Annotated in this window: 22 protein-coding genes; 8 read left to right on the top strand and 14 right to left on the bottom strand. The window is 75.1% G+C overall.

The window, feature by feature from the left end:
* Window positions 1-27 precede the first annotated feature (27 nt).
* The gene (locus ACFVQZ_RS17005; protein WP_030492931.1) at window positions 28-756 is read right to left on the bottom strand and encodes a VIT1/CCC1 transporter family protein; all 729 of its coding nucleotides are present in this window, start codon (window positions 754-756) and stop codon (window positions 28-30) included.
* 277 nt (window positions 757-1,033) lie between these two features.
* On the opposite strand from ACFVQZ_RS17005, the gene ACFVQZ_RS17000 reads away from it, so the two are divergent.
* Genes ACFVQZ_RS17000 through ACFVQZ_RS16970 form a run of 7 tightly spaced genes read left to right on the top strand, consistent with a single transcriptional unit; the run spans window position 1,034 to window position 8,802 of the window.
* Window positions 1,034-2,032 carry an ADP-ribosylglycohydrolase family protein gene (locus ACFVQZ_RS17000; protein WP_030492932.1) on the top strand — a complete coding sequence of 333 codons (999 nt, stop codon included), beginning with the start codon at window positions 1,034-1,036 and terminating at the stop codon, window positions 2,030-2,032.
* Window positions 2,029-3,312, top strand: a complete 1,284-nt coding sequence (locus ACFVQZ_RS16995) for an ADP-ribosylglycohydrolase family protein (protein WP_383623239.1) — start codon at window positions 2,029-2,031, stop codon at window positions 3,310-3,312. Before ACFVQZ_RS17000 ends, ACFVQZ_RS16995 begins: the two co-directional genes overlap by 4 nt.
* Complete coding sequence (locus ACFVQZ_RS16990) at window positions 3,293-4,444, top strand: ADP-ribosylglycohydrolase family protein (RefSeq protein ID WP_030492934.1); 1,152 nt, start codon at window positions 3,293-3,295, stop codon at window positions 4,442-4,444. Before ACFVQZ_RS16995 ends, ACFVQZ_RS16990 begins: the two co-directional genes overlap by 20 nt.
* Complete coding sequence (locus ACFVQZ_RS16985; protein WP_383623235.1) at window positions 4,441-5,820, top strand: ADP-ribosylglycohydrolase family protein; 1,380 nt, start codon at window positions 4,441-4,443, stop codon at window positions 5,818-5,820. The genes ACFVQZ_RS16990 and ACFVQZ_RS16985 overlap by 4 nt, the downstream gene beginning before the upstream one ends.
* Window positions 5,817-6,737, top strand: a complete 921-nt coding sequence (rbsK, locus tag ACFVQZ_RS16980) for a ribokinase (RefSeq protein ID WP_030492936.1) — start codon at window positions 5,817-5,819, stop codon at window positions 6,735-6,737. The genes ACFVQZ_RS16985 and rbsK overlap by 4 nt, the downstream gene beginning before the upstream one ends.
* Window positions 6,734-7,951, top strand: a complete 1,218-nt coding sequence (locus ACFVQZ_RS16975) for a CaiB/BaiF CoA transferase family protein (RefSeq protein ID WP_383623232.1) — start codon at window positions 6,734-6,736, stop codon at window positions 7,949-7,951. The genes rbsK and ACFVQZ_RS16975 overlap by 4 nt, the downstream gene beginning before the upstream one ends.
* A complete protein-coding gene (locus ACFVQZ_RS16970; protein WP_383623229.1) occupies window positions 7,948-8,802 on the top strand; it encodes an HpcH/HpaI aldolase/citrate lyase family protein in 855 nt (284 codons plus the stop codon). Before ACFVQZ_RS16975 ends, ACFVQZ_RS16970 begins: the two co-directional genes overlap by 4 nt.
* A gap of 74 nt (window positions 8,803-8,876) precedes the next feature.
* On the opposite strand, the gene lgt is transcribed toward ACFVQZ_RS16970, so the two are convergent.
* The 11 genes from lgt to hisI all read right to left on the bottom strand — a co-directional run bounded on the left by lgt (window position 8,877) and on the right by hisI (window position 17,903).
* Window positions 8,877-9,851, bottom strand: coding sequence for a prolipoprotein diacylglyceryl transferase (gene lgt / locus ACFVQZ_RS16965; RefSeq protein ID WP_383623226.1), 975 nt, complete (start codon window positions 9,849-9,851; stop codon window positions 8,877-8,879).
* A gap of 76 nt (window positions 9,852-9,927) precedes the next feature.
* Window positions 9,928-10,749, bottom strand: coding sequence for a DsbA family protein (locus ACFVQZ_RS16960; protein WP_383623223.1), 822 nt, complete (start codon window positions 10,747-10,749; stop codon window positions 9,928-9,930).
* A 74-nt stretch (window positions 10,750-10,823) separates the two neighbouring features.
* On the bottom strand, window positions 10,824-11,642 hold the full coding sequence (gene trpA / locus ACFVQZ_RS16955; protein WP_383623220.1) for a tryptophan synthase subunit alpha: 819 nt from the start codon (window positions 11,640-11,642) through the stop codon (window positions 10,824-10,826).
* Window positions 11,639-12,922: a tryptophan synthase subunit beta gene (gene trpB, locus ACFVQZ_RS16950; protein ID WP_383623217.1), complete on the bottom strand. Its 1,284-nt coding sequence runs from the start codon at window positions 12,920-12,922 to the stop codon at window positions 11,639-11,641. Before trpB ends, trpA begins: the two co-directional genes overlap by 4 nt.
* 281 nt (window positions 12,923-13,203) lie before the next feature.
* Entirely contained in the window at window positions 13,204-13,434 is a 231-nt protein-coding gene (gene trpM / locus ACFVQZ_RS16945) for a tryptophan biosynthesis modulator TrpM (protein WP_383623214.1), read from the bottom strand.
* Window positions 13,435-13,444: 10 nt separating this feature from the next.
* Window positions 13,445-14,254 (bottom strand): indole-3-glycerol phosphate synthase TrpC, encoded by an 810-nt coding sequence (gene trpC, locus ACFVQZ_RS16940; protein ID WP_030492943.1) that lies wholly within the window; start codon window positions 14,252-14,254, stop codon window positions 13,445-13,447.
* 141 nt (window positions 14,255-14,395) lie between these two features.
* Window positions 14,396-14,881, bottom strand: a complete 486-nt coding sequence (locus ACFVQZ_RS16935; protein WP_383623210.1) for a DUF2752 domain-containing protein — start codon at window positions 14,879-14,881, stop codon at window positions 14,396-14,398.
* Window positions 14,882-14,990: 109 nt separating this feature from the next.
* Window positions 14,991-15,245, bottom strand: coding sequence for an HGxxPAAW family protein (locus tag ACFVQZ_RS16930; RefSeq protein WP_383623207.1), 255 nt, complete (start codon window positions 15,243-15,245; stop codon window positions 14,991-14,993).
* A 118-nt stretch (window positions 15,246-15,363) separates the two neighbouring features.
* The gene (locus tag ACFVQZ_RS16925) at window positions 15,364-16,014 is read right to left on the bottom strand and encodes a TIGR02234 family membrane protein (protein ID WP_383623204.1); all 651 of its coding nucleotides are present in this window, start codon (window positions 16,012-16,014) and stop codon (window positions 15,364-15,366) included.
* Window positions 16,015-16,020: 6 nt separating this feature from the next.
* A complete protein-coding gene (locus ACFVQZ_RS16920) occupies window positions 16,021-17,520 on the bottom strand; it encodes an anthranilate synthase component I (protein WP_383623201.1) in 1,500 nt (499 codons plus the stop codon).
* A gap of 11 nt (window positions 17,521-17,531) precedes the next feature.
* On the bottom strand, window positions 17,532-17,903 hold the full coding sequence (gene hisI, locus ACFVQZ_RS16915; protein WP_030492948.1) for a phosphoribosyl-AMP cyclohydrolase: 372 nt from the start codon (window positions 17,901-17,903) through the stop codon (window positions 17,532-17,534).
* Window positions 17,904-17,987: 84 nt separating this feature from the next.
* Here hisI and ACFVQZ_RS16910 point away from each other — a divergent pair, with 84 nt between their 5' ends.
* A complete protein-coding gene (locus ACFVQZ_RS16910) occupies window positions 17,988-18,623 on the top strand; it encodes a TIGR03085 family metal-binding protein (protein ID WP_030492949.1) in 636 nt (211 codons plus the stop codon).
* On the opposite strand, the gene ACFVQZ_RS16905 is transcribed toward ACFVQZ_RS16910, so the two are convergent.
* Window positions 18,620-19,846, bottom strand: coding sequence for an MFS transporter (locus ACFVQZ_RS16905; protein WP_383623196.1), 1,227 nt, complete (start codon window positions 19,844-19,846; stop codon window positions 18,620-18,622). The genes ACFVQZ_RS16910 and ACFVQZ_RS16905 overlap by 4 nt on opposite strands.
* Window positions 19,843-20,430 carry an ArsR/SmtB family transcription factor gene (locus ACFVQZ_RS16900; protein WP_383623193.1) on the bottom strand — a complete coding sequence of 196 codons (588 nt, stop codon included), beginning with the start codon at window positions 20,428-20,430 and terminating at the stop codon, window positions 19,843-19,845. Before ACFVQZ_RS16900 ends, ACFVQZ_RS16905 begins: the two co-directional genes overlap by 4 nt.
* Window positions 20,431-20,542 lie beyond the last annotated feature (112 nt).

The raw sequence follows: 20,542 nt of genomic DNA, 5'->3' as shown, positions 1-20,542 counted from the left end.
AGCCCGCGGACGGTCCGGCGCGGGCCGCTAGACGGCCGCGCCGATGAGCGTGCCGAGTCCGTACGTGACGGCGGCGGCGGCTCCGCCGAGCGCCAGCTGGCGCAGGCCGCTGAACCACCAGCCGCGCGCGGTGACCCGGGCGACCAGCGCGCCGCAGGCGAAGAGGCCCACGAGGGCGAGCAGCACGGCCGGCCAGAGCGCGGTGGCACCGAGCAGGTACGGCAGCAGCGGCAGCAGCGCGCCGAGCGCGAAGGAGCCGAAGGACGAGACGGCGGCGACGACCGGCGACGGCAGGTCGTCGGGGTCGATGCCCAGCTCCTCGCGGGCGTGGATCTCCAGCGCCTGCTCCGGGTCCTTCGACAGCTGCATGGCGACCTCACGCGCGAGCGCCGGCTCGACGCCGCGGGAGACGTAGAGGGCGGCCAGCTCCTCCATCTCGTCGATCGGGTGCTTGCGCAACTGGCGTCGCTCGACGTCCAGTTCGGCCTGGACGAGTTCGCGCTGCGAGGCGACGGAGGTGTACTCGCCGGCCGCCATGGAGAAGGCTCCGGCGGCGAGCCCGGCGAGGCCGGTGACGACGATGGTCTGCGAGGAGACGGAACCGCCGGCGACGCCGGTCATGAGCGCGAGGTTCGAGACCAGGCCGTCCATCGCGCCGAAGACCGCGGGCCGCAGCCAGCCGCCGTTCACGTCGCGGTGGGTGTGGTTGTCGCGGTGGGCCTCGTGCAGTGGTGCCTGGGCTTCGATGATGGACATGACTCTCCCCTCGTTCCGGCGGGCCGGGTCGCACCCGCCGCCCCCAACACCCTCGAAAATACGCGCGATGTAAGGGGCGCGCCAGCAAGGCAGGCCGTACTTAGTAAGGCCCGCCTCAGTGTGGCGACCCTTCCTTGACGGCCCGTCACCCGCCGCTCCCGCACTGACAGACGGGTGACAGAAGCCGTCCACCCGCGAGTCGCGGGCCCGCCGTGGCACAGATCCAGGCGAAGGGGTACCGCCGAAGAGGTGCCCCGCACCGAGGAAGGGGCGCGGAATGGTGACCACGACATGCGACACCCGGCAACGGGCGAGGGGAGCGCTGCTCGGCCTCGCCGTCGGGGACGCGCTCGGCGCCCCGGCCGAGAACCTGAAGCCCTCCGAGATCCGCCGCAGGTGGGGACGGATCGAAGGCTTCCTGACGGACCGTCCGGCCGGCACCGACGACACCGAGTACGCGATCTTCTCCGCGCTGCTGCTCGCCCGGCACGGCTCCGCCCTCACCGTCGCCCACGTCGAGCGGGCCTGGCACCGCTGGATCGCCGACCTCGACGAGGGCCCCTTCCGCGGCGCCGGCTTCTCCGAGCGCGGCACCCTGGAGAACCTGCGCCGCGGCCTCGCCGCCCCCATCTCCGCCCAGCACCGGCACGCCTGGTCCGACGGGCTGGCCATGCGCGCCGCGCCCTTCGGCGTCTTCGCGGCCGGCCGGCCGGCGGAGGCGGCGCGGCTCGTCGCCGTCGACGGCAGCGTCAGCCACGAGGGCGAGGGCATCTACGGCGGCCAGGCGGTCGCGGCGGGCGTCGCCGCGGCGATGACCGGCGCCGGCGTCACGTCCGTGATCGCGGCGGCCCTCTCGGTGATCCCGATGGACTCCTGGACGGCCCGGTCGCTGCGGCGCGCGGTGGTCGCGGCCCAGCGCGTCCAGCCGGACCCGCTCACCCGCGAACGCCAGGTCCGCTCGGCGGTCGTCATCGGCGGCTACCCGTGGACCGACCTGGCCCCGGAGGCCGTCGGCCTCGCGTTCGGCGCCTTCGCGGCGGCCCGCGGCGACTTCCGGACGGCGGTCCTCACGGCCGTGAACATGGGCCGCGACGCCGACACCACGGCGGCGGTGGCCGGCGCGCTGGCCGGCGCCGCGGGCGGCCTGGACGCCATCCCGGAGGAATGGGCCACCGCCATCGCCCCGGTCACCGGCAGCTGTCTCCCCACCATGCGCGGCTACCACGTCCTCGACGTCGCCGACCTCCTCACCGCCACCGAAGAGGCCCCCCGATGACCCTCCACCCCACGACCGACCCCCACCCGTCCCGCCAGGACACCGGACCCGCCGCCGCGCCGCACGGCACCGCGCGCGGCACCGGCTCCTGGGGCGCGCCCCAGGAGACGCCGCCGAGGCCGGCCGCCCCGGCCCGGACGGACCGCGAGCGGATCGAGGGCCTGCTGCTCGGGCTCGCCGCGGGCGACGCCGCCGGCTGGCCCGCCGCCCGCCACCGCGCCGCCCGCATGCCCGAATGGACCCGCCGCCTCACCCGCGAGCTGGACACCTTCGCGGAGCAGAACGCGACGACCACCCTCCCCGTCCCCATCGCCCTGAACCAGCCCCCGGAGCCCCTCCGCCTCGGCCCGTCCGACGACGCCGAATGGGCGGCCTTCACGGCGGAGGCGGTGCTGGCCGCCGCCGGCCCCCTGTTCGCCGCGCTCCCCCGGGAGCGCCGGCTCCGCGCCGCCGTGGACCTCGCCTGGAACCACCTCGCCGGCCAGGTCGCCGCCGCGGCCGACCGCGCGCCGGAGATCGAGTCCGCCGTGCTGCCGCTGCGCGCCCGGATCTCGGTCCGGGCCGGCCTCGGCAACCTGGCGACGGGCCTGCGCCCGCCGGCCACCGGCCACGACAACCCGCACTACTTCGACGACGCCGCCTGCGTGCGGGCCGCCGTCCTCGCCGTCGTCCACCCCGGCGACCCGCGCGCCGCCGCGGAACTCGCCGAGTTCGACGCCCGGTACACCCAGGACGGCGACGGCGTGCACGGCGCCCGCGCCCTCGCCGCGGCCGTCGCGGCTGCCCTCGGCGGCGCGGACCCCGACACCGCCGTGGAGGCCGCCCTCGCCGAACTCCCGCCCGTCACCGAGATCGGCCGCAACGCCCGGCACGCCGTGAAGCTGGCCCGTACCGCCGATTCGGCCTTCGAACTGGTCCCGCTGCTGGAGCACCAGATCGTCGACCACGTCTACAGCTACGGCATCGCCGCCGCCGAGACCGTGCCGGTGGCGCTCGCGCTGACCGTCGCCGCGCGCGGCGCGACGACGGCCGCGGTGCCGGCCGCCGCCTGCCTCTCCCGGGTCGCCGACTCGGCGCCCGCCCTGGCCGGGGCGCTCACCGGCGCGCTGGGCGGCGGGCGTTCGGTCCCGGCGAGCTGGCGGGACGCCTGCCGGACGCTCGCCGGCTGCGCGCTCCCCCGGCTCGCCGGCACCGACCTGGTGGAACTCGCCGGGCTGCTGGGAACCACGGAACCGGCACCCCCAGGTGGACAATTCCGACATGACACCCACACTGGATGACCGGATCAGCGGAAGTCTCCTCGGGGCCGCGGTGGGCGACGCCCTCGGCGGCCCCGTGGAGGGGTACACCCCCGAGCAGATCGCCGAACGCCACGGCGGTCGCGTCACCGGCGTCGTCGGCCCCTGGAACGGCGACTCCTGGCGCACCGCCCGCCCCATCGCCCCGTACCACAAGGGCGACGGGCACGTCACCGACGACACCCTGATGACCCACGCGCTGATCCGGGTGTACGAGAAGGTCCGCGACCACCTCGACGCGTACGCCGTCGCGGACCACCTCGTCCCCGAACTCATGGGCACCCCCGTGTGGATCCCCGAACTGGAGGCGGAGGCCCTGCCCCTCCAGCGGATCTTCCTCGCCGAGAAGTGGATCGTCGCCCGCCTCCACTACGGCCACCACGACCCCCGCGAGGCCGGCACCGGAAACATCGTCAACTGCGGGGCCGCGATGTACATGGCGCCCGTCGGGCTGGTCAACGCGGCCGATCCGCACGGCGCCTACGCCGAGGCGATCGACGTCGCCGGCGCCCACCAGTCCTCGTACGGCCGCGAGGCCGCGGGCGTCTTCGCGGCGGCGGTCGCGGCGGCCTGCCTGCCCGGCGCCACCCCGCGCTCGGTCGTCGACACCGCCCTCGGCCTCGCCAAGGACGGCACCCGCGCCGCCATCGAGGCCGTCGCCGAAGTCGCCGAGCGGCACCGGGACTTCGAGTCCGCGCTGACCCCCCTGCGCCGCGCCGTCGCCCCGTACGACTCGGTCGGCCCCGACTACCGCAACCCCGGCCTCGGCGCCCGCCGCCCCTCCCGCCTCCACGCCATCGAGGAACTGCCGATCGCCCTCGGCATGCTGCTGGTCGGCGAGGGCGACTATCGCCGCACGGTCCTCGGCGCGGTCAACTACGGCCGGGACTGCGACTCCATCGCCACCATGGCGGGCGCGATCGCCGGCGCCCTGCACGGCGAGGACGCGGTCCCCGCCGACTGGGCGAAGCGGGTCGCCGAGGCCAGCCGCCTCGACCTGCAGGCTCCGGCGCGCGCCCTGTCCGCCGTGGCCCGGGAGGTCTTCGCCCGGGACGCCGACCGCCGCCGCGCCTGCGAGTCCGCCCGCGCCGCCCTGACGGACCCGGCCCGATGACACCCCCCGACCCGGTGCGCCTGACCTGGGTGCAGCCCGAGGACCTGATCGGGCACGAGCTGCGGCAGGCCGCCGAGGACGGGCGGGAGGCCGGGGAGATCGCGGAGCGCTGGTTCGCCGCCGGCGGGCACCCGGCCCCGTCCGCCGCCGGCGCGTCGGACGCGCCCCGGCCCGGACTGCGGTCGCTCGCCGAGCAGCTGCTCGACGAGCTGGCCGCCCTCCCCTCCCCCCTCGCCGCCGCCGAGCCCACCGCGCTCGACGACATCACCGCCGCCTGCCCCGACTGGCCCGCCCCGACCCCCGGCGGCGGCGCCGACCCCGCCCTCCGCGACCGGCTGCACGCCGCCTGGCTCGGCCGCGCCGCCGGGTGCCTGCTCGGGAAGCCCGTCGAGAAACTGCCGCTCGGCGCGATCCGCGCGCTCGCCCGGGCCGCCGGGAACTGGCCGCTCGACGACTGGTTCACCGCGCGCGGCGTCCCGCCGGACCTGCTGGCGGCCCACCCCTGGAACCGCCGCTCCGCCGCCACCTCGCTCGCCGAGACCATCGACGGGATGCCCGAGGACGACGACCTCAACTACCCGCTCCTCGGCCTGCTCCTGCTCCGCCGCCACGGCCGCGGCTTCACCACCGCCGACGTCGCCCGCCTCTGGCTCGCCGAGCTCCCCGCCGGCCGTGCCTTCACCGCCGAGCGGATCGCCTACCGCAACCTCCTCGACGGGATCGAGCCCCCGCTGACCGCCGTCCGCCGCAACCCCTTCCGGGAGTGGATCGGCGCCCAGATCCGGGCCGACGTGCACGGCTGGACCCACCCCGGCGACCCCGGCGCGGCCGCGGCCCAGGCCCACCGGGACGCCGTCCTCAGCCACACCGGCACCGGCGTCCACGGCGCCCTGTTCGTCGCCGCCACCGTGGCCGCCGCGGCGGGCGGCACCGCCGACGTCCACGCGGCGCTCGCCGCCGGGCTCTCCGTCGTCCCGCCCCGCTCCCGGCTCGCCGAGGCCGTCCGGTACGGCATCGCCACCGCCCGCGCCACGCCCCTCTTCGACACGGTCGCCGACCGGCTGCACGCCCGGTACGGCGGGTACCACTGGGTCCATGCCGTGCCGAACACCGCGCTCCTCGCCGCCGCCCTCACCCACGCCGACGGCGACTTCACCCGCTCGATCTGCGCGGCCGTCTCCGGCGGCTGGGACACCGACTCCAACGGCGCCACCGCCGGCTCGGTCGCCGGCCTGCTCGCCGGACACCCCGACCGGCTGCCGGACCGCTGGACCTCCCCGCTGAAGAACCGGCTCGCCACCTCGGTGCCGGGCTTCGACGGCACCGGCTTCGACACCCTCGCCGACCTGACCCACCTGGAGGCAGTACGCCCATGACCAGCATCGTGGTGCTCGGGAGCACCAACATGGACCTCGTCGCGTACGTGGGGAAGGCCCCGGCGCGCGGCGAGACCGTCATCGGCCGCGCGTTCCGCACGATCCCCGGCGGCAAGGGCGCCAACCAGGCGGTCGCCGCCGCCCGCGCGGGCGGCGAGGTCGCCCTGATCGGCGCGGTCGGCGCCGACGACTTCGGCTACCGGCTGCGGGACGTCCTGGAGCACTCCTCCGTCGACACCGACCTCCTCCGCACCGTCGACGGCCCCTCCGGCACCGCCCACATCGTCGTCGACGACGAGGGCGGCAACGCGATCGTCGTCGTCCCCGGCGCCAACGCCACCGTCACCTCCCTCACCGCCGGCGACGAGGCCCTGATCGCCACCGCCGGCCTGCTCCTCCTCCAGCTCGAACTCCCCCTCCCCGTCGTCGTCGAAGGCGCCTCCCACGCCCGCGAGCACGGCGTGCGCACCGTCCTCACCCCGGCCCCCGCCCAGCCGCTGCCGCCCGACCTCTTCGACGCCACCGACCTGCTGGTGCCCAACGAGCACGAGGCCGTCGCGCTCACCGGCCGCACCGACCCGCGCGCCGCCGCCCTCGCCCTGCTCGAAGTGGTCCCCGAGGTGGTCGTCACCCTCGGCGCGGCCGGCTGCCTCTACGCGGCACGCGGCGCGGACCCGCTCACCGTTCCCGCCCCCCAAGTGCGGGCCGTCGACACCACCGCGGCCGGCGACACCTTCGTCGGCGCCCTCGCGGTCGCCCTCGCGGAGGGCCGCCCGATGCCGGAGGCCCTGACCTGGGCGGGCACGGCCGCCGCGCTCTCCGTCCGGCGCGAGGGCGCCTCGACCTCGATGCCGTACCGCGCCGAGATCGAGACGGCCCTCGACACCCCCGAGTCCCTGGAGGCCGATCCCGTATGACCACCCCCACCGCGTCCCCGGCCGAGCAGGCCCCGCCGCTCCAGGGACTGCGCGTCCTCGATCTGGCGACGCTCTTCGCCGGCCCGCTGGCCGCCATGATGCTCGGCGACTTCGGCGCCGACGTCGTGAAGGTCGAGCACCCCCGCAGGCCCGACCCGTCCCGGGGCCACGGCCCGGCCAAGGACGGCGTCGGCCTGTGGTGGAAGGTGCTGGGCCGCAACAAGCGGACCATCACCCTCGACCTGTCCACCCCGGGCGGCCGGGACGCCCTGCTCCGGCTCGCCGCCGACGCCGACGTGATCGTGGAGAACTTCCGCCCCGGCACCCTGGAGCGCTGGGGCCTCGGCTGGGAGGAGCTGTCCGCGGTCAACCCCCGGCTGGTGCTGGCCCGGGTCACCGGCTTCGGCCAGTTCGGCCCGTACGCCCGCCGCCCCGGCTTCGGCACCCTCGCCGAGGCGATGAGCGGCGTCGCCGCGATCACCGGCGAACCGGACGGACCGCCGACCCTCCCGCCCTTCGGCCTCGCCGACTCGGTCGCCGCCCTCGCCACCGCGTACGCGGTGATGACCGCGCTCACCGCGAGGACCACGACCGGCCAGGGCCAGGTCGTGGACATGGCCATCATCGAACCGATGCTCTCCGTCATCGGACCCCACCCCCTCTGGTACGACCAGCTCGGCTACGTCCAGCCGCGCACCGGCAACCGCTCCCGCAACAACGCCCCCCGCAACACCTACCGGACCTCCGACGGCTCCTGGGTGGCCGTCTCCACCTCGGCCCAGTCCATCGCCGAACGCGTGATGCGCCTGGTGGACCGCGCCGACCTGATCGACGAGCCGTGGTTCGCCGACGGCACCGGCCGCGCCGCGCACGCCGACGTCCTCGACGAGGCCGTCGGCGCGTGGATCGCCCGCCACACCCGCGACGAGGCCATGGCCGCCTTCGAGAAGGCGGAGGCGGCGATCGCCCCCGTCTACGACGTCCGCGACGTGCTCGCCGACCCCCAGTTCCAGGCGCTCGGCACCGTCACCGAGGTCCCCGACCCGGAACTGGGCCCGATCCGCATGCAGAACGTGCTCTTCCGGCTCTCCGCGACCCCGGGCGGCATCCGCTGGGCCGGCCGCCCGCACGGCGCCGACACCGACGAGGTCCTGACGGCCGCCGGCCTCACCCTCGACGAGATCGACGCGCTGCGCGCCCGGGGGGCCGTATGAGCGCCCCCGGCACCACCCGCGGCCTGCCCGCGGCGCAGCGCGGCGGTCCCCCCGTCCGGTCCCCGCTCACCTGGCTGTACGCCCCCGGCGACCGCCCCGACGTGGTCGGCAAGGCGCTCGCCTCCGGCGCCGACGTGGTCATCGTGGACCTGGAGGACGCGGTCGCCCCGGACCGCAGGGCGTACGCCCTCGACGCCACCGCCGATCTGCTCTCCGACACCCACCCCGTGCCGGTGCACGTCCGCATCCACACCCCGCGCGACATCCCCGTCCTGGCCTCCCTCCCCGGCCTCGGCGGTCTCCGTCTCCCCAAGGTGACACACGCCACTGACATCCACCGGATCAGCGAGCTCGCCCCCGGCCTCCCGCTCTACCCGCTCCTGGAGAACGCGCTGGCCGTGGAGCACGCCTTCGCCATCGCCACCGCCCATCCGGCGGTCCGCGGCCTCTCCCTCGGCGAGGCCGACCTCCGGGCCGACCTGGGGGTGCGGGACGACAGCGGGCTCGACTGGCCGCGCGGCCGGATCGTGGTCGCCGCCCGCGCGGCCGGACTGCCGCCGCCGGTCCAGTCGGTGCACCCGGACGTCGCCGACCTGGAGGCGCTGGCCGCCGGCTGCGCCCGGGGCCGGGCGCTGGGCTTCCTCGGCCGGGCGGCGATCCACCCCCGGCAGCTGCCGGTCATCGAGCGGGCCTATCTGCCGACCCCGCAGGAGGTGGACGCGGCCCGCGCGGTCGTCGAGGCGGCGGCGGCCGACCCGGGCGCGCTGGCGCTGGCGGACGGCCGGTTCGTGGACGCGGCGGTGGTGGCGGGCGCCCGGCGGGTCCTCGCCCTCGCGGACCGCGCCGGCTGACCCGTACCGGGACACGCGCGAGGGCCGCCGGAACCTCTCGGTCCCGGCGGCCCTCGTCGCGTACGGCAGGGGCCTCAGCCCTTGGCGGCCGACCCGGCGCCGTTCCCCGCGCCGTTCTCCGCCGCGGCGGAGTCACCGGAGCCCTCCGCGTCCCCGGCGTCGTCGGTCTTCTCCGCCTGCCCGGCCTTCTCCAGGTCCACAGCGGCCACGGAGTCCTCGGCGTCCACCTGCTTGCGGGAGCGGGGCTCCACGATCTCCTCGCGGCCCGGGCGCGTCCGCGCCGACAGGACCATGTAGAGGACGGCGAGCAGGAAGACGACGATCGCGGTCCACACGTTGAGCCGCAGGCCCAGGATGTGGTGGGCCTCGTCGACCCGCATGTACTCGATCCAGCCGCGGCCGGCGCAGTACGCGGCCACGTACAGGGCGAAGGCGCGGCCGTGGCCGAGCCGGAAGCGGCGGTCCGCCCAGATGACGAGGACGGCGACGCCGACGCACCACAGCGACTCGTACAGGAAGGTCGGGTGGTAGAGGCCGGCCTCGCGGTTGGCGCTCTCGGTGATCTTCAGCGCCCACGGCAGGTCGGTCGGCCTGCCGTACAGCTCCTGGTTGAACCAGTTGCCCCAGCGGCCGATGGCCTGGGCGAGGGCGATGCCGGGGGCGATGGCGTCCGCGTACGCCGGGAGCGGGATGCCCCGGCGGCGGCAGCCGATCCAGGCGCCGACGGCGCCGAAGGCGATGGCGCCCCAGATGCCGAGGCCGCCCTCCCAGATCTTGAAGGCGTCGACCCAGTTCTCACCCTCGCTGAAGTACAGCTGGTAGTCGGTGATCACGTGGTACAGGCGTCCGCCGACGAGGCCGAAGGGCACCGCCCAGACGGCGATGTCGGCCACGGTGCCGGCGGTGCCGCCGCGGGCGATCCAGCGCTTGTTGCCGAGCCAGACGGCGACGAAGACACCGAGGATGATGCAGAAGGCGTAGCCGCGCAGCGGGATCGGTCCGAGGTGGAGGACACCGGTCGACGGGCTGGGAATGTAGGCAAGGTCCATGGCAGGTCCGACGCTACCCTGCCGGGCGGGCGGGACGGCAGCCCACCCGGCAACGTCTGGGTAACTAAGCCCCGGATCAGCCCGCCGACGGGGAGGCCGTGCCGGGCTTCTTGCCCTTGTTGGCCTCGGCGACCCACTTCTTCAGGTTCTCCGGCGAGATCTGCTCGCCGCCCTTGGTCGGGAAGATCGATTCTCCGTTGAGCAGCACGGACGGGGTGCCGCGGAAGCCGCCGGCCTGGAAAGCGTCGTTCGCCTTCGCGACCCAGCTGTCGTGCGTGCCGTCCTGGACGCAGGACCGGAAGGCGGGGGTGTCGAGGCCGGGGACCTTGGCGGCCAGCTCGATCAGCTTGTCGTTCTTGCCGAAGGCGTCGTCGGTCTCCTGCGGCTGGTTCATGTACAGCGTGTCGTGGTACGCGGTGAACTTGCCGGCGTCCTGGGCGCAGGCCGCCGCGTTGGCCGCGCGGAGCGAGCCGCTGCCGCCCATGTTGCCGTCGATGAGGGTGGCGAGGTGGTACTCGGTCTTGAGCGCGCCACTGGCCTCCAGCTCGTGGATGGCGTCCCGCATGACGTTCTCGAACTGGGCGCACGCGGGGCAGCGGAAGTCCTCCCAGATCTGGAGGGTGGAGGGGGCGTCCGGCTTGCCGGTGGGGATGGCCGGCTTGTCGCCCTCGATCGCGCCGGTGGGGGCGACGACGGGCCCGGCCTTCGCCGAGTCGCCGTCCTTGCCGCTGTTGGCGGCGATCACGCCGACGACGGCGGCGAGGCCGAGGACGCCGACCACTCCCGCCGTCACGATCAGGACCCGGCGCTGCTTCTCCCGGGCCTTCTCGCGCTCGCGCTGCTGCTGGAGGCGCTCCCGCGCGCTCTTGTTCCTACCGTCACGGTTCTTCTCGCTCACGCCCACAGCAACGAACCGGGGAGGCGCCTGCGCGCCTCCCCGGTCCGATGTCCACCCGAATGGACGACAGCCGGTCAGCCGGTGCGGCGCACGCCTTCGGCGAGTTCGGCCGCCAGTTCCTTTACGGCGGCGAGTCCGGCGGCCTCGTCGCCGTCGGCGTCGAGGATCCGCTGGACGAAGGCCGAGCCGACGATGACGCCGTCGGCGAAGGCGGCGACCTCGCGGGCCTGGACGGCGTTGGAGACGCCGAGGCCGACGCAGACCGGGATCTTCGAGGTCACCCGGGTGCGGCGGACCAGGTCGGCGGCCTGCTCGCCGACGGACTCGCGGGTGCCGGTGACGCCCATGAGGGAGGCGGCGTAGACGAAGCCGGAGCCGGCCGCGGTGATGGTGGCGAGCCGCTCGTCCTTGCTGCTGGGGGCGACGACGAAGACGGTGGCGAGGCCGTGCCGCTCCGCGTGCTCCCGCCACAGGGCGGACTCCTGGACCGGCAGGTCGGGCAGGATGCACCCGGCGCCGCCGGCCGCGGCCAGCTCCTCGGTGAAGCGCTCGACGCCGTACCGGTCGATCGGGTTCCAGTAGGTCATGACGAGGACCGGCTTGCCGGTGGCCTCGTGGGCCTCCTTCACCGTCCGCATGACGTCGGCGATCCGCACGCCGCCGCGCAGGGCGATGTCGTCGGCGGTCTGGATGACGGGGCCGTCCAGGACCGGGTCGCTGTGCGGGAGGCCGACCTCGACGATGTCGGCACCGCCGTCGAAGACGGCCTTGATCGCCTTGATGCCGCCGTCGACGGTCGGGAAGCCGGCCGGGAGGTACGCGATGAGCGCGGCCCGGTCCTCGGACCTGGCCCGCTCCAGGGTGTCGGCGAGCAGCTGGATGTTCCCGGTCACTTGGCGTCCCCCTCGATCTCGGCGGTGCCGGCCCGGTCGGCGGCCACCTCGGCGTCCGTGTCGTACAGGCCGAAGTAGCGGGCGGCCGTGTCCATGTCCTTGTCGCCGCGGCCGGAGAGGTTCACGACGAGGAGCGCGTCCCTGCCGAGCTCCTTGCCGACCTCCAGGGCCCCGGCGAGCGCGTGCGCCGACTCGATGGCCGGGATGATGCCCTCGGTGCGGGAGAGCAGCCGCAGCGCCTGCATGGCGGCGTCGTCGGTGACGGCCCGGTACTCGCCCCGGCCGCTGTCCTTGAGGTAGGCGTGCTCGGGGCCGATGCCGGGGTAGTCGAGGCCGGCGGAGATGGAGTACGGCTCGGTGATCTGGCCCTCGTCGTCCTGGAGGACGTACGACCGGGAGCCGTGCAGGATGCCGGGCTCGCCGGCGGTGAGGGTGGCCGCGTGCTCGCCGGTCTCGACGCCGTGGCCGGCCGGCTCGCAGCCGATGAGCCGGACGCCGGTGTCGTGCAGGAAGGCGTGGAAGAGGCCGATGGCGTTGGAGCCGCCGCCGACGCAGGCGATCGCCGCGTCGGGGAGGCGGCCGGCGCGCTCCAGGAGCTGGCGGCGGGCCTCGACGCCGATGACCCGGTGGAAGTCGCGGACCATCGCCGGGAAGGGGTGCGGTCCGGCGACGGTGCCGAAGAGGTAGTGGGTGCGGTCGACGTTGGCGACCCAGTCGCGGAACGCCTCGTTGATGGCGTCCTTGAGGGTGCGGCTGCCGGACTTCACGGCGACGACCTCGGCGCCGAGCATCCGCATCCGGGCCACGTTCAGGGCCTGCCGCTGGGTGTCGATCTCGCCCATGTAGATGGTGCAGTCGAGGCCGAAGAGCGCGCAGGCGGTGGCGGTGGCGACGCCGTGCTGGCCGGCGCCGGTCTCGGCGATGACGCGGGTCTTGCCCATCCGCTTGGTGAGCAGGGCCTGGCCGAGCACGTTGTTGATCTTGTGCGAGCCTGTGTGGTTGAGGTCCTCGCGCTTGAGGAAGATCCGCGCGCCGCCGGCGTGCTCGGCGAACCGCGGCACCTCGGTGAGGGCGCTGGGACGGCCCGTGTAGTTCGCCATGAGGTCGCCGAGCTCGCGGGCGAACTCGGGGTCGTGCTTGGCCTTCTCGTACTCGACGGCGACCTCGTCGACGGCGGCGACGAGGGCCTCCGGGATGAACTTGCCGCCGAAGGCGCCGAAGTAGCCCTCGGCCGACGGGACCTGGCCCTCCGGGTCCGGGATGAAGAACTCGCTGGTCATGCTGATGGTGCTCCTCGCGGGGCGATGCGGTCGTGAAAGGACGTGACTCGCTTCGTACGCGCGCGCGTGACGGCTCCCGCCGTCCCTGCCGGGCCAAGGCTTTCCGCGCCTGGACCCGGACCGGGGGACGACGCCGTACGGGTGCGGGTTCAGGCACAGGTGCGGAGGCACCCGCAGAGGGTGCCGTTCCGTTGTGCCCACCTTCCCCCAAGGACTTCGTCCAGGGGAGACCCCCAGCCCCAGCGGAACGTGTGCCCACAACGAAACGGCGGGCGCGCGCGTCAGGAGAGGGCGCGCCATCGCAGGCCCGGGACCGTGCCCGGTTCCGCGCCGATGCAGTGGCGGACCCGCCGCCCGTGGACCCGCCGCGCCGGCGCCCGGCAGCCGCGGGGCCGGCAGCCCCGGGCGAGCCGCGCGTGGGCGGTCACGGCCACGGACACCGCGCGCAGGCCGACGGGCCCCTGGGCCAGGGAGCCCAGGGCGGTCGGCACGGTGGCGCGGCGGGGGGTCATGGCGCGGCCGTCAGCCCCGGCCGTGCCGCAGCGCGGGGTGCGCGCCGGCGGCGACGAGGTCGGCGACGGCGGTCTTCGGGTCGCGGCCGGTGACGAGGGACTCGCCGACCAGGACCGCGTCGGCGCCGGCGTTGGCGTACGCGATGAGGTCGTGCGGGCCGCGGACGCCGGACTCGGCGACCTTGACGATGCCGGCCGGGATCTCGGGGGCGACGCGCTCGAAGGTGGAGCGGTCGACCTGGAGGGTCTTGAGGTTGCGGGCGTTGACGCCGATGATCCGGGCGCCGGCGTCGACCGCGCGCTCGACCTCCTCCTCGTCGTGGACCTCGACGAGCGGGGTGAGCCCGATGGACTCGGCGCGCTCGATGAGGGAGACGAGGGCCTCCTGCTCCAGGGCGGCGACGATGAGGAGCGCGAGATCCGCTCCGTACGCCCGGGCCTCCCAGAGCTGGTAGGCGGTGACGATGAAGTCCTTGCGCAGGACCGGGATGTCGACCCGGGCGCGCACGGCCTCCAGGTCGGCGAGCGAGCCGCCGAAGCGGCGCTGCTCGGTGAGGACGGAGATGACGGCGGCGCCGCCCGCCTCGTAGTCGGCGGCGAGTCCCGCCGGGTCGGCGATCGCCGCGAGTGCTCCCTTGGACGGGCTGGAGCGCTTGACCTCGCAGATCACCGTGACGCCTTCGCCGCGCAGCGCGGCGACCCCGTCCTTGGCCTGCGGGGCCTTGGCGGCCCGCTCCTTGAGCTCGTCGAGGGAGACCCGCGCCTGCCGCTCTGCGAGGTCGGCGCGCACGCCGTCGATGATCTCGTCGAGCACACTCACGCGAGAGGACCCCTTCCGGGACGGTGACGGTTCCACGGAACCTGATGAACACGGTTCAGCCATGTCCGATGGTATCCGCAGGAAGCGGTCCGCCTCGCATCGAGCGGCGCCGCGTCCCACTTCCTGGGACTTCCCGGGACGTCAGGGGGCGAGCGCGGAGCCGGACGGCAGGTTCCGCACCACGGTGAACACCGCGGTCAGCGCGCCGAGCGCCCACCACCAGGCGGGCCGGACCGTGATCCGGGTCGGCGTGCCGCGGACGGCGTGAACCAGCCACACGCCCATGAGCACGGCGCAGACGGCGTAGCCGGCGACGGCGAGCGCGTTGGCGCCGAGGGCGGCGGCGAGGTCGCCGTGCGCGACGGCGTGGGCGCTGCGCAGGCCGCCGCAGCCGGGGCAGTACAGGCCGGTGAAGCGGAGCAGCGGGCAGACGGGGTAGTGACCGGGTTCGTTGGGGTCGACGAGGCCGACGTACGTGAAGGCGGCGGCGGTGCCGGCGAGGGTGGCGAGCGGGGCGCGCAGCCGCCGTCCGAGCGGGCGGCGCCGGAACTCCTCGGCCTCGGCGATCCGCCCCGGCGGGACGGCGGGGGCGGTGGGGGCGGTCTGCGGGGGCGGCTCGGCGGTCACGGGCCGATTGTCGCCCGGGCGGCGCCGGGACGCACGACGGCGCAGTCCGGTGGTGCCGGACTGCGCCGTTCGTGGGGTGCGCGCGTGCCGTGGGCCCGGGGGCCGAGGGTCAGACGCGGGCCTTGGCCGCGGCGGTCGCGTTCTCGCGGGCCTCGATGACGGCCTGGGACTCCTTGGGCATGCCGAGGCCCGCGATCTTCATCGCGCCGCCGACGACACCGCCGAGGAGGATGACGCCGACACCGGCCCAGAAGCCGGGCACGTTCGCCGCCACCATGAAGACTCCGGCGATGCAGAAGCCGATGAAGGAGATGATGACACCGGTCCAGGCGGCCGGGGTGTGTCCGTGGGCGCTGCCCGCCATGAGTTGCTCCTCGTAGATGTTGCTCGGTGGTGACGTCGAAGACGACGGCCGTCAGGTGATGACGGCGTCATTCTTCCGCACATGACCCCGCGGAGGTGACTCGGGGGGTGCCGGACGATCACGCGTCGTGCGTCGGGTCCTCGCCGCGGTCGAGCGCCTTCCACAGGTCCTCGGGCCGGTCGGGGTCGCCGGCGGCGGGGCGGCGGGCCGCGCGCGGCGCGCCGGAGCGCTCGTACCGGCCGCCCATCGCGGGCCAGCTCTTGCCGTAGCGGAGGGCGCAGAGGCCGGCGACGAGGATGAGGAGGGCGCCGGCGGCGGCGACGTACGGCCAGGCGGTGTGGGTGAGGCCGGCGACGGCGGCGGCGGTGTCGCCGCTGATCCGGGCGGCCTCGGCGTCGAGGGCGGCGCTGTCGGTGGCGCCGAGGAGGGCGGCGGTGGCGGCGCCGGCGCCGCTGAGCGCGAGGAGGCCGGCGACGAGGGTGCGGCCGGCCCGGCGGACGGCGAAGACGGCGACGAGGGCGGCGAGGCCGACGATCGCGAGGGCGGTCGGGACGCCGGTGACGGTGCCGCCGTCGGCCTCGACGGGGACGGTGCCCCCGGCGACCGACGCGGTGCCCTCGGCCCAGATCTGGCCGGCGGAGAGCAGTACGACGGTGGCTCCGAGGGCACCGAGGAGCAGGGCGACGGCGAGGCTCCGCCGGCCGCCGGAGGTGACGGCCGCGCGGGCGGCTCGGGGCTGGGGTACGGGTACGGCACTCACGTACCCCACTATCCCCTACGGCTGCGATGAACCTTTCATCCGGTTGGCGGTGTGGACGGCGCGGAGGACGGCGGCGGCCTTGTTGCGGCACTCGGCGTCCTCGGCGGCCGGGTCGGAGTCGGCGACGACGCCCGCGCCGGCCTGGACGTAGGCGGTGCCGTCGCGCAGGAGGGCGGTGCGGATGGCGATGGCGGTGTCGGAGTCGCCGGCGAAGTCGAGGTAGCCGACGCAGCCGCCGTACAGTCCGCGCCGGGACGGCTCCAGCTCCTCGATGATCTGCATCGCGCGGGGCTTGGGCGCGCCGGAGAGGGTGCCGGCGGGGAAGCAGGCGGTGAGGACGTCGAAGGCGGTCTTCCCCTCGGCCACCCGGCCGGTGACGGTGGAGACGATGTGCATGACGTGGGAGTACCGCTCGATCGACATGAAGTCGACGACCTCGACGGAGCCGGGGGCGCAGACCCGGCCGAGGTCGTTGCGGCCGAGGTCGACGAGCATCAGGTGCTCGGCGCGCTCCTTGGGGTCGGCGAGCAGTTCCTCGGCGAGGTCGTGGTCCTCCTGCGGGGTGGCGCCGCGGTGCCGGGTGCCGGCGATGGGGTGCAGCATCGCCTGCCCGTCCTCGACCTTCACCAGGGCCTCGGGGCTGGAGCCGACGACGTCGAAGCCGTTCTCGAAGCGGAAGAGGTACATGTACGGGGACGGGTTGGTGGCCCGCAGGACCCGGTAGACGTCGAGCGCGGAGGCGGTGCAGGGGGTCTCGAAGCGCTGCGACGGGACGACCTGGAAGGCTTCGCCGGCCCGGATCCGCTCCTTGATGTCGTCGACGGCGTCCTGGTAGGCGGGGCCGCCCCAGAGCGCGGAGTACGCGGGGAGCTCGGAGTCCGGGAGGGCGACGGGGGTGGTGGCGACGGGGCGGGCCAGGTCGGCCTCCATCGCGTCGAGCCGGGCGACGGCGTGGGCGTACGCCTCGTCGACGCCCGTCTCCAGGTCGTTGTGGTTGATCGCGTTGGCGATCAGCAGGACCGAGCCGTCCCAGTGGTCGAGGACGGCGAGGTCGCTGGTGAGGAGCATGGTGAGCTCGGGGAGCTCCAGGTCGTCGCGGGCGGAGTCGCCGATGCGCTCCAGGCGGCGGACGATGTCGTAGCCGAGGTAGCCGACCATGCCGCCGGTGAACGGCGGCAGGCCGCCGGCGAGGTCGCGGGGGGTGTGCAGGGTCTCGACGGTGGCGCGCAGGGCGGCGAGCGGGTCGCCGTCGACGGGGACGCCGACGGGCGGGGTGCCGAGCCAGTGCGCCTGGCCGTCCTTCACGGTGAGGGTGGCGTCGCTGCGGACGCCGATGAAGGAGTAGCGGGACCAGCTGCGCCCGTTCTCCGCGGATTCGAGGAGGAAGGTGCCGGGGCGTTCGGCGGCGAGCTTGCGGTAGAGCCCGACCGGGGTGTCGCCGTCCGCGAGGAGCCTGCGGCTGACGGGGATGACGCGGCGGTCGGCCGCCAGCTTGCGGAAGGTGTCGAGATCCATGGCGCCAGACCCTACTCGGACGCGGGGAGCAGGACGTCGGTGTCGAAGCAGGTCCGGGTGCCGGTGTGGCAGGCGGGGCCGACCTGGTCGACCTTGACGAGGATCGTGTCGGCGTCGCAGTCGAGCGCCACGGACCTGACGTGCTGGACGTGCCCGGAGGTGTCGCCCTTGACCCAGTACTCGTTGCGGCTGCGCGACCAGTAGGTGCCGCGGCCGGTGGTGAGGGTGCGGTGCAGGGCCTCGTCGTCCATCCAGCCGAGCATCAGCACCTCGCCGGTGTCGTACTGCTGGGCGATGGCGGGGACCAGGCCGTCGGGGCTGCGCTTGAGCCGGGCGGCGATGGCCGGGTCGAGGTCGCTGGGGGTCCGGGGCGTGCTGCTCATGGGGCCATTGTGCCGTGGCGCGGCGGCGTGTCCGGCGGGGCGTCCACTGGGCGGACGGCGCGGCGCGGTCGTACGCTGGCGCTCATGTCGACCCATGCCAAACGTGAACGGCTTCTGCTCGCTGATCTGTTGGAGGCCGCGGGCCCGGACGCCCCGACGCTGTGCGAGGGCTGGCGGACGCGGGACCTCGCGGCGCACGTGGTGGTGCGGGAGCGGCGCCCGGACGCGGCGGCCGGGACGCTCGTGCCGGCGCTGAAGGAGCGCCTGGAGCGGGTGCAGGAGGAGTTCGCCGCGAAGCCGTACGAGGAGCTGATCCAGCTGATCCGTACGGGGCCGCCCCGCTTCTCCCCGTTCACCATCAAGCAGGTGGACGAGGGCGCGAACGTCGTCGAGTTCTACGTCCACGCGGAGGATGTCCGCCGCGCCCAGCCCGCCTGGTCGGCCCGCGAGCTGGACCCGGTCTTCGCGGACGCCCTGTGGTCCCGCCTGGAGAAGGCCGCCCGCCTCCTGGGCCGCAAGGCCCCGGTCGGCCTGGTCCTGCGCCGCCCGAACGGCCAGACGGTGGTCGCCCACCGCGGCACCCCGGTGGTGACGGTCTCCGGCGAGCCGGGCGAGCTGACGATGTACCTGTACGGGCGTACGGAGGTGGCGAAGGTGGGCCTGGAGGGCGACCCGGACGCGATCGAGCTGCTGAGCGCGACGAAGCAGCTGGGGATCTAGACCTTCGGCAGTTCGGCGCGGCGGACGGCGCGGACCGCGAGGCCGTACACGCCGGAGAGGGCGCAGACCGCGGCGCTGACGACGAAGACCGGGCCGGCGCCCCAGGCGCCGATGGCGGCGCCGGTGACCGGGTAGCTCAGCGGGGCGATGCCGAGGCTGCCGAGGCTCGCGACGGCGCTCACCCGGCCGAGGTACGCGGGGTCGCACTCGGTCTGGATCAGGGCGTTGCACAGGGCCCCGGAGAGTCCGGCGAGCAGGCCGAGGGAGAGGCCGGCGAGGACGGCGAGGGGGAGCTGGGGCAGGTGGGCGAGCGCGCCGATCGCCACGGCGCCGACCACCATGGTCACGCCCATGACGACGCCGGTGCGGGGGACGTGCCCCTTGACGGTGAGCAGCAGGGAGGCGGCGCCCGCGCCGGCGCCGAAGCCGGCGAGGACCCAGCCGATGCCGGAGGCGCCCCAGCCGCGCTGTTCGGCGAGGACGGCGAGGCCGACGTTGAGGGGGCCGGTGAAGCCGAGGTCGCTGAGCAGGACGACGATCATCAGCGGGCCTAGCACCGGGTGGCCGCGGAGGTAGCGCAGGCCGTCGGCGAGGCCGCTGAGGGCGGTTCCGTCGTGGGCCTCCTCGCGGGGCAGCGGGCGGAGCCGGAGCGCGGCGAGCAGCGGCAGGGAGAGCGCGAAGAGGGCGCCGGCGACGGTGAAGGCGCTCGCGGTGCCGCCGACGGCGACGGCGAGGCCGCCGAGCGGGGCCCCGACGACGGCGCCCGCGCGGTACGCGAGGCCGCGCATGCCCTGGACGCGGGCGAGCTGGTCGCGGTCGGCGATCCGGGGCGGCAGGGCGCCGACGGCGGGCAGGAAGAGGGCGTCGACGGTGCCGAAGACGAGGGCGACGGCGGCGAGCGCCCAGAGGCCGGGCGAGACGAAGTAGAGGGCGGCGGCGAGGCCGAGGGTGACGAGGCAGCGGACGGCGTCGGAGGCGATGACGACGCGGCGGGGGCCGAGGCGGTCGGCGATCACGCCGCCGAAGAGCATGAGCAGCGCGCGGGGCACGGCCGCGACGGCCATGACGCCCCCGGCCTGCGCGGGCGTCCCCCCGCTGACGGCGGCCCAGGCGAGCGCCAGGTAGAACACGCTGTCGCCGAGCGTGGAGGCGGTGTACGCGCCGAGCCAGCGCAGGACCTGGGGGCTGCGGTGGGCGGGGCGGGCCTCGACGACGGCGGTCACGGGCGGTAAGGGAAGGCGTGGAGGTGGACGGCGACGTTCTCGCGGCCCTCGGTGTCGCCGGCGGCTTCGGCGGCGCGGGCGGCGCGGTCGTACTTCTCGCAGACGGCGTCCAGCTCCGCGTTGAGGGCGGCGAGTTCGGCAGCGGTGAGGCGCGGCAGCCACTCGGAGCCGATCGAGGCGGAGCGCCACTCCTCGGACCAGGTGAGGCGTTCGTCGAGGAAGCGGCGGTGGAGTTCGGTGCGCTGTTCGTTGATGGTGCGGCCGACGGCGTCGCTGGCGGCGGCGAGTTCGGGGCTGTCGCGGACGTCCTCGTCACGGATGGTGACGCCGTACGAGCTGGGCTGCCACCAGCGTTCGCGGCCGTCGCCGGACTGGGTGGCAGCTTCCTCGATGAGGCCGTGCTCGGCGAGCTTGCGCAGGTGGTAGCTGACGAGCGAGACGGCTTCGTCGACCTGCTCGGCGAGCTGCGAGGCGGTGGCGGTGCGGGCGACGAAGAGGTTCCGGTAGAGGCGCATGCGCAGGGGGTGCGCGATGGCCTTGAGGGTGCCGAGGTCGGTGATGCGGCGGTTCTCCTGCGAGGTCATGCCCATGACCGTAGATGTACAAGAAAGCTTGCGCAACGAAGGTTGCACAAATTTTCTTTCGCGTCTGGGCCGCGAAAAGGGCCCCCGGAGGGGCCCTCCCCGCAAGCGGAAC

This window comes from Streptomyces sp. NPDC057854 (assembly GCF_042797055.1).
Taxonomy (GTDB): domain Bacteria; phylum Actinomycetota; class Actinomycetes; order Streptomycetales; family Streptomycetaceae; genus Streptomyces.
This window is presented reverse-complemented; position numbering and strand designations above follow the sequence as displayed.